Here is a 14,082-nt window from a genome sequence, read left to right on the forward strand (position 1 = left end):
CATTTATAGGCGTCCTTGTGTTGAAAGGATTTGATACTGAAATGGAAATTAAAGGAATTGTATTTGCATTAATATCGGCAGTGTTTGTCGGTCTGGTTTACATTACCATACGAAAAATTGGAAGTGGAGATCACCCAGTGGTTGTAGTCAATTATTTTATGATTATTTCAGCCGTTATTGGTGGTGTGTTAGCCATTAATGATTGGGTGAATCCTGTGGGTAAAGAATGGCTAGTGTTATTAAGCTTAGGTGTTTTTGGCTATTTTGCGCAATTGTACATGACTAAAGCCATGCAAGCCGGAGAAACCAATCAAGTGGCTCCTCTTAAATATCTTGAAGTTATTTTCACCATGATAATTGGTTTGTTTTGGTTTGGTGAAATTTATACGATTTGGAGTGTTTTAGGAATTTTACTTATTGTTTTGGGCTTAACATTGAATGTTGTGACTAAAAAGAAATAAAGAATAGTAGCTCTAAAACAACTCAGAAGCAATCGCTTTTACATTATCACTCTTTCCCATAGAATAATAATGAAGCACTGGGACACCGGCTTGTTGTAACTCTTTAGATTGGGTAATGGCCCATTCAACCCCCACTTGTCTAACTTGTTCATTAGTTTTACAACGTTCAACTGCTTCTATTAAATCTTCTGGTAAATCAATTTTAAATACTTGCGGTAATAACTGTAAGTGACGTTTTACAGCAATCGGTTTAATACCAGGAATTATAGGCACATTAATGCCTTCTGCTTTAGCGGCTTCTACAAACTCAAAATACTTCTGGTTATCAAAAAACATTTGTGTTACCACATAATCGGCACCAGCATCTACTTTTTCTTTTAGTCGTTTTAAGTCCGTTCTTAAGGAAGGTGATTCAATATGTTTTTCAGGATAACCAGCAACACCAATACAAAAATCAGATTTATCATCTGCTTCAAGTACATCATGTAAATAATGTCCTTTATTTAAATTTTGAATTTGACTCACTAAGCCTTTAGCAAATTGGTGTCCGCCATCACAAGCCTCAAAATATTGCTGATGTTTCATGGCATCTCCTCGCAAAGCCATCACGTTATTTATTCCTAAATAATGACAGTCTACTAATAAGTATTCAGTCTCTTCTTTTGTAAATCCACCGCACAATACATGCGGAACAGTATCAACATCATATTTATGTTTTATAGCGGCACAAATACCAACAGTTCCAGGTCGCATACGCGTGATTTTCCGATCTAAGAGGCCATCTTTTTCAATATAGAGATACTCTTCTCTAGAGGTGGTAACATCTATAAAAGGAGGTTTAAATTCCATTAAAGGCTCAATATTATTATAGAGTTGCTGAATGCTATTTCCTTTTTTGGTGGAATAATTTCAAAAGAAAATAGTGTTTTTCCGTTGGCGTTTTTTATGTGGTCTGTTACTTTCATAATCATGCCCACGAAAGTGGGTATCTTTTTAATGTTACATTTTATTGATACCGACAAGGTATTTTGAAACCTTGTAGGAGCGCTCTGTTGTATAAGACCTGCTAGGTTTTTGAAACCTGCTAGGTCTAAGATTTTAGTCTAATTAATCTGCAATATTCGGACTCAACCATTTCGTTGCTTCTTCATTTGAAATTTCTCTTCGTTTAGAGTAATCTTCAATTTGATCTTCTTTTATTTTCCCTAATCCAAAATAACGTGCTTCAGGATTGGCAAAATAATAACCGCTCACACTGGCTGCTGGCCACATCGCTAGACTTTCTGTAAGTTTTACACCAATGTTTTCTTCAACATTTAAAAGCTTCCAAATCGTTTTCTTTTCTAAATGATCTGGACACGCAGGATAACCAGGAGCTGGTCTAATCCCTTTATAACTTTCTTTTATTAAATCATCATTGGTTAAGTTGTCATCATTAGTATAATTCCAATGGTTAATTCGTACCTCTTTATGTAAATATTCTGCAAAAGCTTCAGCTAAACGATCGGCTAAAGCTTTAATCATAATAGAGTTGTAATCGTCATGCTCAGCTTCAAATTTTGCGGCTAACTCATGAGTTCCGAATCCTGTAGAGACACAAAAACAACCCATATAATCTTGTTTTCCTGTGGCTTTTGGAGCAATAAAATCTGATAATGCAATGTTGGGTTTTCCTGCTGCTTTTTTAGATTGTTGACGAAGTGTTAGGAATTTTAATTTGTCTGATTGAGCGCAGTCGAAACCTTCTTGAGATGCTTCGGCAAGCTCAGCATGACAATCAGAGATTGTAATCTCAATATCATCATCATCCACTGTATTAGCTTCAAACAACCCGAAAACACCTTTTGCCTTCAGTAATTTTTCATCAAAAATACGTTTCAGTAAGTCTTGTGCATCAGCAAATAGTATGGTGGCTTGCTCACCAACGACATCATCGGTTAGAATCGCTGGATATTTTCCATGCAAATCCCAACTTCTAAAAAATGGAGACCAATCAATAAAATCTTCAAGTTTGCTAATGTCAAAATCCTCTAATATATGAATCCCTAATTGTTTAGGTTTTACGATTTCAGAGGTGTTCCAATTAATTTTGAATTTGTTTTTCCTAGCCTCAGCAATCGTTAAATATTCTTTTTTCTTGGTGCGTTTTAAGAATTGTTCTCGGAATTTGTCATACTCTTCGCGAATCTGATCTTTATAAATTTTACTGTCCTTTTTTAATAAATCACCAACAACTGTTACCGCACGTGATGCATCATTAATGTACACAACAGTATTGCTATAATGTGGTGCGATTTTTACGGCAGAATGTGCTCTAGAGGTTGTAGCTCCTCCAATTATAATTGGAATTGTTACGTTTTGTTTTTCGAGTGCTTTAGAGACATAAACCATTTCGTCTAGCGATGGTGTAATTAAGCCGCTCAGCCCAATAATGTCTACCTTTTCTCTTATGGCGGTTTCCACAATTTTTTCGGGTGGCACCATAACTCCAAGGTCAATGATTTCATAATTATTACAACCTAAAACGACACTCACAATATTCTTTCCAATATCATGCACATCTCCTTTGACGGTTGCCATTAAAATTCGTCCTGCAAATTCTTGTTTTCCGTCTTTCTCAGCTTCTATAAAGGGTTGAAGATAGGCCACCGCCTTTTTCATGACGCGAGCCGATTTTACCACTTGTGGTAAGAACATTTTACCACTTCCAAATAAATCACCAACCACATTCATACCAATCATTAAATGACCTTCTATAACATGAATCGGTTTCTCCGAAGCTTTTCGTGCTTCTTCAACATCTTCTATAATAAAGGCATCAATACCTTTTACTAAAGCATGAGTAATTCGTTCTTGTAGGGGATAGCTCCTCCATTCTAAGATTTTGTCTTCCTGCTCTTTTTTCTGTCCTTTTACCGATTCGGCATAATCCAATAAGCGCTCTGTAGCATCATCGCGTCTATCAAACAAAACATCTTCTACACGTTCTAATAAATCTTTATCTATTTCATCATAGATCTCAAGCATTGTTGGATTAACGATTCCCATATTCATACCATTTTTAATCGCATGATATAAAAATGAGGAGTGCATCGCTTCACGAACAACGTTATTACCTCTAAATGAAAATGACACATTACTGACACCTCCAGAAACATTAGCATAAGGTAGATTTTCGCGAATCCATTTGGTAGCTTCAAAAAAGTCGAGTGCATTTCTGCGATGCTCATCCATTCCTGTGGCCACAGGAAATATATTAGGATCAAAGATGATATCTTGAGGCGGGAATTTAAGTTCGTTTACCAAAATATGATACGAACGTCTGCAAATTTCTATACGTCTGTTGTAAGTATCGGCTTGACCATCTTCATCAAAAGCCATCACCACAACAGCGGCTCCATAACGTTTAATCAATTTTGCTTGGTGCTTAAATTGGGTTTCCCCTTCTTTTAAACTGATGGAATTAACCACACATTTACCTTGAGCAACTTGCAAGCCAGCTTCGATAATTTCCCATTTAGAACTATCGATCATTAATGGAATTCTAGAAATATCGGGCTCTGAAGCAATGAGATTTAAAAAGGTCGTCATGGCATAAACACCATCTAACATACCTTCATCCATATTAACGTCTAGAATTTGTGCTCCACCATCAACTTGGTCTCTGGCAACTTCTAAAGCTTCATCGTATTTTTCTTCTTTTATTAAACGAAGAAATTTTCGAGAACCAGTAACGTTTGTGCGTTCACCTATATTTATGAAATTGCTTTCAGGAGTCACCACTAAAGGTTCGAGACCAGAGAGTGTAAGATATTTATGGTTTTTAGTTGATTGTTGATAGTTGTTGGTAGAACTCATGTTAGTTTTTAGATTTGAAATAATTAATGAATCCGTTTAGTAATTTTTTACAAGATGTTACTTGTGTTAAAATAGTCTCTAATTGCTCTTTAGAGATATAATTTAAATCAAAAGCTAAATAAAGTTGCGTTTCTAATTCAAACAAAGAACCTCTTGATATGTATAAGAAATGAATAGTTTCTTTGTTCGATTGACGTCCTAGTCCTTCTGCAATATTTGATGGAATTGATATAGAACATCTTTTTACCTGATTCGTTAAAGCGTATAATTCTTCTTTAGGGAATAAATCGCTCAGTAAATAAACGTTTTTCACAAGTTCTCTAGAGGATTTCCAAACATCTAATTCTGTATAATTCATTTTTTCTTTTTAAAACTGACAACCATCAACTAAACACCAGCAACTAATTGCCTTGGTTCGTAGTTCTTGGCAGCCTCCGCAATTGCTTTTATATGCGCAGGACTCGTTCCGCAGCAACCACCAATGATATTTATTAAGTCATCTTTAAGGTAGTCTTCAATAAATTGTTGCATTTGCTTTGGTGATTCTTCATATTCCCCAAAGGCATTTGGTAAACCTGCATTTGGATGTGCTGAGGTAAAAAACTCAGTTTCATTAGATAAACGTTGCAAATAGGGTTTTAACTGTTCTGCTCCCAAGGCACAATTAAAGCCAACACTTAATAGTGGAATGTGCGATATAGAAGCTAAAAAAGCTTCTACTGTTTGTCCGGATAACGTTCTTCCAGAAGCATCTGTAATGGTTCCAGAAACCATAATTGGAATATCGATATGGCGTTCTTCTTTTACTTCTTCAATAGCAAATAAAGCAGCTTTTGCATTTAGAGTATCAAAAATAGTTTCCACTAAAAGCAGATCAACACCACCATCAATTAAAGCTTCAACTTGTTGTTTATAGGCAACGCGTAATTCATTAAATGTAATTGCTCTGTATTCTGGTCGGTTCACATCTGGTGATAAACTCGCTGTTTTGTTGGTTGGGCCAATACTTCCCGCTACAAAACGTGGTTTTTCAGGATTTTCTTTTGTGAATTTCTCAGCGACTTGTTTGGCGATTTTAGCAGATTCAAAATTCAATTCGTACACTAGATCTTCCATGTCATAATCTGCCATGGCTATTGTAGTTCCCGAAAAGGTGTTGGTTTCTACAATATCTGCTCCAGCTTCAAAATACTTTGCATGTATTTCTGCAATGGCAACCGGTTGTGTTAGTGATAGTAAATCATTATTGCCTTGTAATGGAGACGGGTAATCCTTAAAACGTTCTCCTCTAAAATCCTCCTCTGTGAATTTGTATTGCTGAAGCATGGTTCCCATGGCTCCATCGAGAACTAAGATGCGTTTTTGTAATTCTTCTCTAATATCTACCATTAGTTTAAGGCTTGTTTTAAATCATTAATAATGTCTTCAGGATGTTCTAAACCAACAGAAACGCGTATGAGGCCTCCTGTTATTCCAGTTTGTAATCGAATATCTTCTGGTATTTTAGCGTGTGTTGTAGATGCAGGATGCGTCACAATACTTCGTGTATCTCCTAAATTTGCAGATAGTGATAATAGTTGAATCGCATTAAGAAACTTACGACCAGCTTCAATGCCACCTTTGATTTCAAAAGCCACAACATTGCCTCCTTGTTTCATCTGTTTTTTGGCTAATTCGTATTGTGGATGCGATTTTAAAAATGGATATTTTACAAAATTTACGTTGCCATGCGATTCTAAAAAAGTAGCAACTTTTAAGGCATTGTCGCAATGTCTGTCGACCCTAACAGGTAATGTCTCTAAGCTTTTAGACAAAATCCAGGCATTAAAAGGTGATAAGGCTGGACCTGTATTTCGAGAAAATAAATATATTTTTTGAATTAATTCAGAACTGCCAACTGTTACACCACCTAAAACTCTGCCTTGTCCGTCAATTAATTTTGTTGCAGAATGAATAACTAAATCCGCACCAAATTTAATAGGTTGTTGTAAGTAAGGTGTGGCGAAGCAATTATCGATTATGAAGATTAAACCATGTTTTTTTGCAATATCTCCTAAGCGCTGTAAGTCTAAAATATCGACAGCAGGGTTGGTTGGACTCTCAGCGTAAATTACTTTTGTATTGGGTTGAATTAGACTTTCAATGGTATCTAGTTCATCTATTTTAAAATAGCTATTCGAAATATTCCATTTCGGTAAAATGTTATTAAATAAAGTTTGGGTTGATCCAAAAATACTACGACAAGACACGATATGATCTTCAGCATTTAATAGGGCGGCAAAAGTTGAAAACACAGCAGACATGCCAGAAGCAAATGCGTATCCACGTTCCGCACCTTCCATTAAACAGATTTTTTCTGTAAATTCTGAGGTGTTAGGATTGGAATAGCGACTATAAATATTACGTTGTTTTTCGTCTGCAAATGAGGCACGCATATCTTCGGCATCTTCAAAAACATAACTCGATGTTAAGTATAAAGGATTGGAGTGCTCTTGAAATTGCGAACGCTCTATTTGGGTGCGTATCGCCTGTGTTTCAATATGTTTGGAATTCATTTTCTGATAATTTAAGTAAATCAATAAACTTAAAAACGTCTTAGACGCATGTATAGAAAATGTTATAAAGAATTGTAATTACAGATGAGTAATTATGTTTGGTTATCTATCCAATTGCGCGATAAATGAATCGACAATAACGTAGAAGTTAGCACCTTCTTAATAAGTTTAAGGGTTGCTAAGGTTTCAAAGGGTCTAATCCCTCCACCTTTCTTGATAACATTTCAATAAGTTGCTTGAACTTTGTAAGTTACAATATTCCGAAAGAAAATAGGATTAAACAAATTTTATTCACTTTATTTTATCGAAGGCATATTGCATTTTAATTGTAACTTTGATTTTCCCAAATAAAATTATTATGTTAGAAAATTTCTGGTTTAATGTGCAATACGGCATGAACCATGTTTTAGATATTAATGGTTATGACCATATTCTTTTTTTAATGGTGTTAGCTGTGCCTTATGTTTTTAATGATTGGAAACGTGTCCTTGTTTTAGTAACAACATTCACATTAGGTCATACACTATCATTGGTTTTGGCGGCTTATGGTATTGTGAGTATTAATGGTGAATTAGTAGAATTTTTAATACCAGTCACCATTTTAATTATGGCAATTTATAACGTGTTTACTGCAGGCAAAAAATCTAAAACAAGTAAAATTGGCTTATTGTTTTTTACAACCTTGTTTTTCGGAATCATACATGGCTTAGGTTTTGCAAGGGAGTTTAAAATGTTTTCAGGTCAATCGGAAAATAAACTAGAACTTCTTATTGAATTCGCTTTAGGAATCGAACTTGCCCAAGTCATCATTGTTTTTATTGTCTTATTTTTAGGGTTTTTATGCCAAACAGTCTTTAGATTTTCGCGTCGCGATTGGGTTATGGTGATTTCTGCGATTGTAACAGGCTTGGTTATTCCAATGGTAATAGAGAGCGATTTTCTAAAATAAGCTAAAAAAGTTTGGTAAAACTTTAACGAGAAGGTAATGGCATATAAAATACTATCCGTTTATCTTCGTTACGTACATAGTACGTTTGTATAACACTAATTATTAATGTCAAAGGCAAAACAATTACGCTACGATAAAGCTTATTTAAGAATTGCGAAAGAATGGGGAAAGCTTTCCCATTGTAAACGTAAACAAGTAGGTGCGCTTATAGTTAAAGATAGAATGATCATTTCTGATGGTTATAATGGTACACCAACAGGCTTTGAGAATTATTGCGAGGATGATGAAGGTTATACCAAATGGTATGTGTTACACGCTGAGGCAAATGCCATTTTAAAGGTGGCATCATCAACCCAATCGTGTAGAGGTGCAACGTTGTACATTACACTTTCTCCTTGTAAAGAATGCAGTAAGTTAATTCACCAAGCAGGTATTGTCCGAGTTGTTTACCAACAAGATTATAAGGACTGCTCAGGAATTGATTTTCTAAAAAAAGCAGGTATTGAATTAGAACTTATAGAAGATTTAAATGCAGATTCCTATTCAGACGGGAAATAGTATGGCAACAAAAAATAAATACATACCACTTATTATTGGTGTTGCAATAGCAGCAGGAGTCATTATAGGTGGAAAATTAAATTTTTCTGACACATCAGATAATCTCTTCACAACAAATAGCAAAAAGGATAAACTCAATCGGTTAATAGATTATATCGATTACGAATACGTAGAGGAAGTAAATACAGACAGTATTGTAGATGTTACTGTCAATGGTATTTTACATAATTTAGATCCACATTCAACGTATATTCCTAAAGAAGATTTAGAGCGAATTACCGAAAACATGAAAGGTGATTTTGTTGGTATTGGTATTAATTTTTATGCTTATAAAGATAGTATTGCCGTAATTAGACCTACCGAATATGGTCCAAGTGAGCGTGCAGGTATTATGAGTGGAGACCGTATTCTGTTAGCTGATGGAGATACGCTATACGGTCCCAGTATTTCTAATGATGATATAGGTGAGAAATTAAAAGGTGATAAAAACACCAATGTAAAACTTACGGTTTATAGGAAAGGTGAGGATGAATTATTAGAGTTTGATATCAAACGAAAGGCTATTCCCATAAAGAGTATTGATGCAGCTTATATGCTTACTGATGATTTGGGATATATAAAAATGAATCGTTTTGCAGAATCTACGTTTAAAGAATTTAAGTTAGCTTTAATTGAGTTAAAAGATCTTGGTGCTACTAAATTAGCCTTAGATCTACGAGATAATCCAGGTGGTTTTTTAGGTATTGCAGAACAAATTGCAGATGAATTTTTAGAAGACGATAAGCTTATCTTATTTACAAAAGACAAACGAGGAAAAGAAGAGCGCATTTACGCCACAAAACGAGGAGACTTTGAAGAGGGAGAACTCTATATTCTGATCAATGAAAATTCCGCATCAGCAAGTGAAGTTATTGCGGGTGCACTTCAAGATAATGATAAGGGGATTATTGTTGGTAGACGCTCTTATGGAAAGGGTTTAGTACAACGCGAAATGGCTTTAGGCGATGGCAGTGCTGTACGATTAACAGTGTCTAGATATTATACTCCAACAGGTCGTTCTATACAAAAACCATATACTAATGGTGAAAGCGAGAATTATTATAATGATTATTATAAGCGTTTAAGAACCGGAGAATTAGCAGATGAAGAAAGTATAGTCGTTGATGACTCTTTAAAGTTTACCACACCAAAAGGGAAAGTGGTTTATGGAGGAGGAGGAATAATTCCAGATGTATTTGTACCAGTAGATCGCTTGTTTGATAATGAGACCATCAACTACTTAAGACGTAGAGGGCATTTTGGTTATTTCGTTTTTGAAGAATTAGATAAAGATCGCACGATATACCAAGATATTTCTAAATACGATTTTATTAATAATTTTGAAGTGAGTGATGATATTGTGGTAAGTTTTCAGAATTACATTAATAAAAGAGAGCGTACTAATATCACTTTTACCGTCTATAATGCCGAAATAAAACGCTTAATAAAAGCAACGTTGGCACAACAGTTATATGATGATAATGCGTTTGAAGAAATCTTAAATAAAGAAGATATTATGGTGCAAGAAGTTATTCTTTTAAGCACGGAATATCCTAATTTTAAACAGTAACTTTATCGTGAATTTTGGTCTGTTTTCCATCATTCCAAAGCGTTAAAATATCGGTTGCCACATGAGACCCACTACCACAAGCCATGGCAAACTGACTACGCCAACCGGCTAACGTACCAGCAACATATAGGTTTTTTTCAATCAGATGATCTGTGTTTTTTAACCAAATTCTATCTTTTTCTAGTGCTGCTCTCGGATGCGGTTCTATATAGTTTTCAAGACCCTCTATGGTTATTAAATTGGTGTAACCAACAGCAACGACAACAATCTTAGAATAATAACTGTTTTTATTAGTAGTCACTATAAAACCAGCCTCCACTTTCTTTATTTCATTTACTTTTTCATTTTCAATTTGAGAAATATGAGGATAGAGCGCTGTCAGTTGTGTTTTACCTTCCGTTAAAATATCTGAACCTAAGGTGCCAGGTTGTAATCCTAAGACATTATTAAATAAGGCGTCTTGAAGGTGTGATGCTTTTTGGTGTGTAATAATGCCAATATGTTTGCCTTCTGCAAAAGGTTTGCTTTTGGCAGAACCTAAAATCAAAGCGCAAGACAAGCCAGCTGCTCCACCACCGATAATTAAAGCATCATAATTCATTAGCGACGTTTACTTAGTTTTTCAATCTTCTTAGAAACTCTTAGAATTTGCAATAATATAAGTGCACAAAGTGCAGCCACAATTGTAATTAAAGCTGTTTGGCTTTCTCCATCAAAGAGGGCATCAAAATTCAGCTTTGTAGTATTAAAAATAATAAGAGCCAATGCAATAACTGATAGAATTAGTGTGAATACTTTCATGTTTAAAAAATTTAAGCCAGTAAAGCTTTAATGTTATGCGCAAATAGTTTTACTGCGATAGCTAACAAAATTACACCAAATATTTTTCTTATAATGTTAATTCCGTTTGCACCTATGATACGTTCAATTTTTGATGATGTTTTTAAGACAATGTAAATGACAACGACATTACTAATTACAGCAACAATAATATTTTCAATAGCAAATTCTGCACGTAACGATAATAAGGTTGTTAATGTTCCTGGTCCTGCCATTAATGGAAATGCTAATGGAAAAACAGAAGCGGTAACCGAACTGTGTTCGTCATCTTTGTAGAGGGTAATACCTAAAACCATTTCTAAAGCAATAAAGAATATTACAAATGCACCAGCAACGGCAAATGAGTTGACGTCTATGCCAATAAGACTTAATAAACTTTTTCCTACAAAAAGGAAAATAATCATTATTACACCAGCGATTATAGAGGCTTTTCCGCTTTGTATATGTCCAACTTTTTTACGTAAATCTATGATAATTGGAATGTTTCCAATGATATCGATAACCGCAAAAAGAATCATGAAAGCTGTAAATATTTCTTTAAAATTAAGTTGCATTTTTTGAGTATTTTAAATCATTTATAACTTCTAAAATAGGGCTATAAGTTATTGGTCTTTAATTGCTTAATAGCTATATTTTAGTATGGGTTTTGAAATTTTTTGCAAAGGTGAGATATTATTAAAGATTTTCAATGGAAAATTGCGGTTAAGTTTAAGTATTTTTGCGGCATGTTTCAACTCGGAAAAACCATAGTTTCAGAAGATATTATAGAAAAGGATTTTGTTTGCAATCTTTCGGCTTGTAAAGGTGCATGTTGTATCGATGGTGATGCAGGTGCTCCTTTAGAAAAAGATGAGGTCAAAATCTTAGAAGATATTTATCCCAAAGTAAAACCATTTCTTCGTAAAGAAGGTATCGATGCTATTGAGGCCCAAGGGACTTCAATAACTACCGATTTTGGAGATTTTGAAACTCCATTAATTAATGGTGCAGATTGTGCTTACGTTATTTTTGACGAGAAGAAAACGGCACTTTGCGCCATAGAAGAGGCTTACAATCAGGGAGAAATTAAATGGAAGAAACCGGTGTCTTGTCATTTATATCCCATACGAATAAGGGAATACACTGAGTTTTCTGGAGTTAATTATGATAAGTGGGAAATTTGTGATGATGCCTGTTCTTTGGGTAAAGAATTACAAGTGCCTGTTTACAAATTTGTAAAGGAAGCATTGATTAGAAAGTTTGGTGAGGATTGGTATGCAGAATTAGAAAAAGTAGCCGAAACTTATAAGCGATAAGTTTTTTAACCTTAACTCTTGTTTGCTGTAACTCATTTTACAAGACCATGTAATATGCTTTTTAAACATCTCTAGTTTATAAATTGAGTCTTCAATTTTGTAGGGATTTTTAAGATTATTTTAGTGCCAGACGGTTTTTCATTTTCATATAAATCTTCAATGTCTAATGTATATGAATTTTGAAAAGCTTCTGAGAAATTAGCCAATCGTGCTTTTGTAATATCTATACCAACAGAGTTGCGTTCAAGTCGATTTCTATCATTTATTTTTTTCGAGGCAATTCTACCAATACCATTGTCTATAATTTCTACAGTGATAAAATTGGGTGAATTCTTCCTAACGTTTAAGATTATTTTTTTGTTGTTAGATTTGGAAGATAAGCCATGCCACAGAGAGTTTTCTAAAAAAGGTTGAAGCACCAAAGAGGGCAATTTTGTGATTTCAGTATTTATAGACGGATCTACCATAATAGTAAAATCTATTTCATTTGAAAACCGAATGTTTTCAATATTCATATACAACTTCATGGTTTCGAGCTCGTCATTAAGAGAGGTTTCTTTTTCTTTAGACGCCATTAAAATCTTTCGGATGAGTTTCGAAAATTTGTTGAGGTAATAAACGGCATTGGTTTTATCATTATTAATAATATAAAGCTTTATAGAATTAAGGGAGTTAAATATAAAATGAGGATTCATTTGACTGCGTAACATATCTTGTTCTAAGGTTAAGATATGTTTGTCGCGCTTTAGGGCTTTTGTTCTTTGAATAATAAAAAGGGCGATACCTATAATTACTAAGAGTAGGGATGTGTAGAGCAAGATCTGTTTATTTCGCTCTAAGCGTAAACGAACGGATTCATTCTCTAGAGCTAAAGCTTTTATTTGATTGTTTTTATTTTCGTTTTCATATTCAACGGCGATATCATTAACATACTGTAGGTTTTGTTCCGTTAATATGGTGTTTTCTATTTCAACAGCTTCTTGGTAATACTTTAATGCTGTTTTAAAATCATTGTTCTTTTGGTTAAGTTTAGATAGTAATTTGCTAGATTCTGCAACAGTTGATTTTAAATTGTAAGAATTGGCTATGTTGAGGGCTTTTTTTAAATGCTTTTCTGCGGAAATGAGTTGATTAGTTTCAATTTCTAATTGGCCAAGGTTGAGGTATGAAGCCGAAATATAGTATTGATCGTCAATATCTAGAGCTTTACTTAGAGCTTCTTTAATAATAGGTCCTGCTTCCTTGTAATTGTGTTGTTTTAGATAAATGCCTCCAATACTATTGAAGCAAATAGCGCGTCCAATTTCAGAATTAATTATATTGTTATAATCCAGTGATTGTTGAAAGTTAGATAAGGCTGAACTTAGGTTGCCTTTAGCTTCTTCTGCATAACCTATATTGTGATAGTTAATAGCTAGGCCTAATTTGTTGTCAATGCTTTTTTCAATTTTAAGAGATTTATTAAATTGATTGATGGCTAAGTCATATTGTTTTAAAACTAAATAGATATTACCAATACTATTTTGTGAAACAGCAATGTTCTCAGTGATGGTTCGTGAGGGGTGTACAACAGAATACGCAATTTTTAAAGCTTCGGTATGGTAGTCCAATGCTGGTTTAACCATGTCCATCCGTCTATAAACAACACCTATCATATTTAGGCTAATAATCTTAAATTCGGTGCTTTCTACCTTGTCGGCATAAGCCTCTGCTTCTTTATGCGAAGCAATAGCTTGGTTGTATTTAGAAGTATTTCTTTGAATGACGCCTAAAGCATTAAGCGCATAGCTAGAACTTTCAAAAGAAGCGATGTCTTTAGAAACATTAAGCAAACGTTTCATTTTTAGACTATCCTGTTCAAATGGTTCAAATAGGGAATCAATTTCAGCGTATAGGATAGGTGTATTGTTTTTTATATAGATTAATGAGTTTTCAAAACTTGTTTGCTGCGCAGAAC

At 34.3% G+C, this 14,082-nt stretch carries 13 protein-coding genes, 1 pseudogene and 1 riboswitch; of the genes and pseudogenes, 5 read left to right on the forward strand and 9 right to left on the reverse strand.

The genetic code is table 11. The features are described 5' to 3' along the window. Positions 1-17 precede the first annotated feature (17 nt). A complete protein-coding gene (locus ADIWIN_RS22030; RefSeq protein ID WP_316929665.1) occupies positions 18-461 on the forward strand; it encodes a DMT family transporter in 444 nt (147 codons plus the stop codon). A gap of 12 nt (positions 462-473) precedes the next feature. Here the strand turns inward: ADIWIN_RS22030 and metF are convergent. The 5 genes and pseudogenes from metF to ADIWIN_RS18605 form a co-directional block, all read right to left on the reverse strand. Beyond that, positions 474-1,426, reverse strand: a pseudogene (gene metF / locus ADIWIN_RS18585) (methylenetetrahydrofolate reductase [NAD(P)H]). Positions 1,427-1,568: 142 nt separating this feature from the next. Next, a complete protein-coding gene (gene metH / locus ADIWIN_RS18590) occupies positions 1,569-4,319 on the reverse strand; it encodes a methionine synthase (protein WP_020898070.1) in 2,751 nt (916 codons plus the stop codon). Position 4,320: 1 nt separating this feature from the next. Further along, complete coding sequence (locus ADIWIN_RS18595) at positions 4,321-4,677, reverse strand: four helix bundle protein (protein ID WP_020898071.1); 357 nt, start codon at positions 4,675-4,677, stop codon at positions 4,321-4,323. Between the two features lie 29 nt (positions 4,678-4,706). Beyond that, positions 4,707-5,708, reverse strand: coding sequence for a homocysteine S-methyltransferase family protein (locus ADIWIN_RS18600; RefSeq protein WP_020898072.1), 1,002 nt, complete (start codon positions 5,706-5,708; stop codon positions 4,707-4,709). Beyond that, positions 5,708-6,874, reverse strand: a complete 1,167-nt coding sequence (locus tag ADIWIN_RS18605) for a trans-sulfuration enzyme family protein (RefSeq protein WP_020898073.1) — start codon at positions 6,872-6,874, stop codon at positions 5,708-5,710. The genes ADIWIN_RS18600 and ADIWIN_RS18605 overlap by 1 nt, the downstream gene beginning before the upstream one ends. 99 nt (positions 6,875-6,973) lie before the next feature. Further along, positions 6,974-7,097, reverse strand: a riboswitch (SAM riboswitch). 135 nt (positions 7,098-7,232) lie between these two features. Here ADIWIN_RS18605 and ADIWIN_RS18610 point away from each other — a divergent pair. The 3 genes from ADIWIN_RS18610 (at position 7,233) to ADIWIN_RS18620 (ending at position 9,990) form a co-directional block, all read left to right on the forward strand. Then, positions 7,233-7,823: a HupE/UreJ family protein gene (locus tag ADIWIN_RS18610; protein WP_020898074.1), complete on the forward strand. Its 591-nt coding sequence runs from the start codon at positions 7,233-7,235 to the stop codon at positions 7,821-7,823. 105 nt (positions 7,824-7,928) lie between these two features. After that, a complete protein-coding gene (locus ADIWIN_RS18615; RefSeq protein ID WP_020898075.1) occupies positions 7,929-8,381 on the forward strand; it encodes a deoxycytidylate deaminase in 453 nt (150 codons plus the stop codon). A gap of 1 nt (position 8,382) precedes the next feature. Next, positions 8,383-9,990: a S41 family peptidase gene (locus tag ADIWIN_RS18620; protein ID WP_040757723.1), complete on the forward strand. Its 1,608-nt coding sequence runs from the start codon at positions 8,383-8,385 to the stop codon at positions 9,988-9,990. Here the strand turns inward: ADIWIN_RS18620 and ADIWIN_RS18625 are convergent. Genes ADIWIN_RS18625 through ADIWIN_RS18635 form a run of 3 tightly spaced genes read right to left on the reverse strand, consistent with a single transcriptional unit; the run spans position 9,980 to position 11,384 of the window. Next, positions 9,980-10,591, reverse strand: coding sequence for an NAD(P)/FAD-dependent oxidoreductase (locus ADIWIN_RS18625; protein ID WP_020898077.1), 612 nt, complete (start codon positions 10,589-10,591; stop codon positions 9,980-9,982). The genes ADIWIN_RS18620 and ADIWIN_RS18625 overlap by 11 nt on opposite strands. Then, entirely contained in the window at positions 10,591-10,791 is a 201-nt protein-coding gene (locus ADIWIN_RS18630) for a hypothetical protein (RefSeq protein ID WP_020898078.1), read from the reverse strand. The genes ADIWIN_RS18625 and ADIWIN_RS18630 overlap by 1 nt, the downstream gene beginning before the upstream one ends. A gap of 11 nt (positions 10,792-10,802) precedes the next feature. Then, a complete protein-coding gene (locus ADIWIN_RS18635; protein WP_020898079.1) occupies positions 10,803-11,384 on the reverse strand; it encodes a MarC family protein in 582 nt (193 codons plus the stop codon). A 171-nt stretch (positions 11,385-11,555) separates the two neighbouring features. On the opposite strand from ADIWIN_RS18635, the gene ADIWIN_RS18640 reads away from it, so the two are divergent. Next, a complete protein-coding gene (locus tag ADIWIN_RS18640; RefSeq protein ID WP_020898080.1) occupies positions 11,556-12,125 on the forward strand; it encodes a DUF3109 family protein in 570 nt (189 codons plus the stop codon). 71 nt (positions 12,126-12,196) lie between these two features. Here the strand turns inward: ADIWIN_RS18640 and ADIWIN_RS18645 are convergent, their stop codons facing one another. Next, positions 12,197-13,966, reverse strand: a complete 1,770-nt coding sequence (locus ADIWIN_RS18645) for a tetratricopeptide repeat-containing sensor histidine kinase (protein WP_020898081.1) — start codon at positions 13,964-13,966, stop codon at positions 12,197-12,199. Positions 13,967-14,082: the final 116 nt, after the last annotated feature.

The sequence above is a fragment of the Winogradskyella psychrotolerans RS-3 genome (genome assembly GCF_000427335.1).
Taxonomy (GTDB): Bacteria; Bacteroidota; Bacteroidia; order Flavobacteriales; family Flavobacteriaceae; genus Winogradskyella; species Winogradskyella psychrotolerans.

Excerpts from the sequence above, each read along its gene's own strand:
- ADIWIN_RS18635 (WP_020898079.1), bottom strand. The coding sequence starts at position 11,384 with ATGCAACTTAATTTTAAAGAAATATTTACAGCTTTCATGATTCTTTTT.
- ADIWIN_RS18610 (WP_020898074.1), top strand. The coding sequence starts at position 7,233 with ATGTTAGAAAATTTCTGGTTTAATGTGCAATACGGCATGAACCATGTT.
- ADIWIN_RS18645 (WP_020898081.1), bottom strand. The coding sequence starts at position 13,966 with ATGAAACGTTTGCTTAATGTTTCTAAAGACATCGCTTCTTTTGAAAGT.
- ADIWIN_RS18625 (WP_020898077.1), bottom strand. The coding sequence starts at position 10,591 with ATGAATTATGATGCTTTAATTATCGGTGGTGGAGCAGCTGGCTTGTCT.
- ADIWIN_RS18595 (WP_020898071.1), bottom strand. The coding sequence starts at position 4,677 with ATGAATTATACAGAATTAGATGTTTGGAAATCCTCTAGAGAACTTGTG.
- ADIWIN_RS18640 (WP_020898080.1), top strand. The coding sequence starts at position 11,556 with ATGTTTCAACTCGGAAAAACCATAGTTTCAGAAGATATTATAGAAAAG.
- metH (WP_020898070.1), bottom strand. The coding sequence starts at position 4,319 with ATGAGTTCTACCAACAACTATCAACAATCAACTAAAAACCATAAATAT.
- ADIWIN_RS18605 (WP_020898073.1), bottom strand. The coding sequence starts at position 6,874 with ATGAATTCCAAACATATTGAAACACAGGCGATACGCACCCAAATAGAG.
- ADIWIN_RS18615 (WP_020898075.1), top strand. The coding sequence starts at position 7,929 with ATGTCAAAGGCAAAACAATTACGCTACGATAAAGCTTATTTAAGAATT.
- ADIWIN_RS18600 (WP_020898072.1), bottom strand. The coding sequence starts at position 5,708 with ATGGTAGATATTAGAGAAGAATTACAAAAACGCATCTTAGTTCTCGAT.
- ADIWIN_RS18630 (WP_020898078.1), bottom strand. The coding sequence starts at position 10,791 with ATGAAAGTATTCACACTAATTCTATCAGTTATTGCATTGGCTCTTATT.
- ADIWIN_RS18620 (WP_040757723.1), top strand. The coding sequence starts at position 8,383 with ATGGCAACAAAAAATAAATACATACCACTTATTATTGGTGTTGCAATA.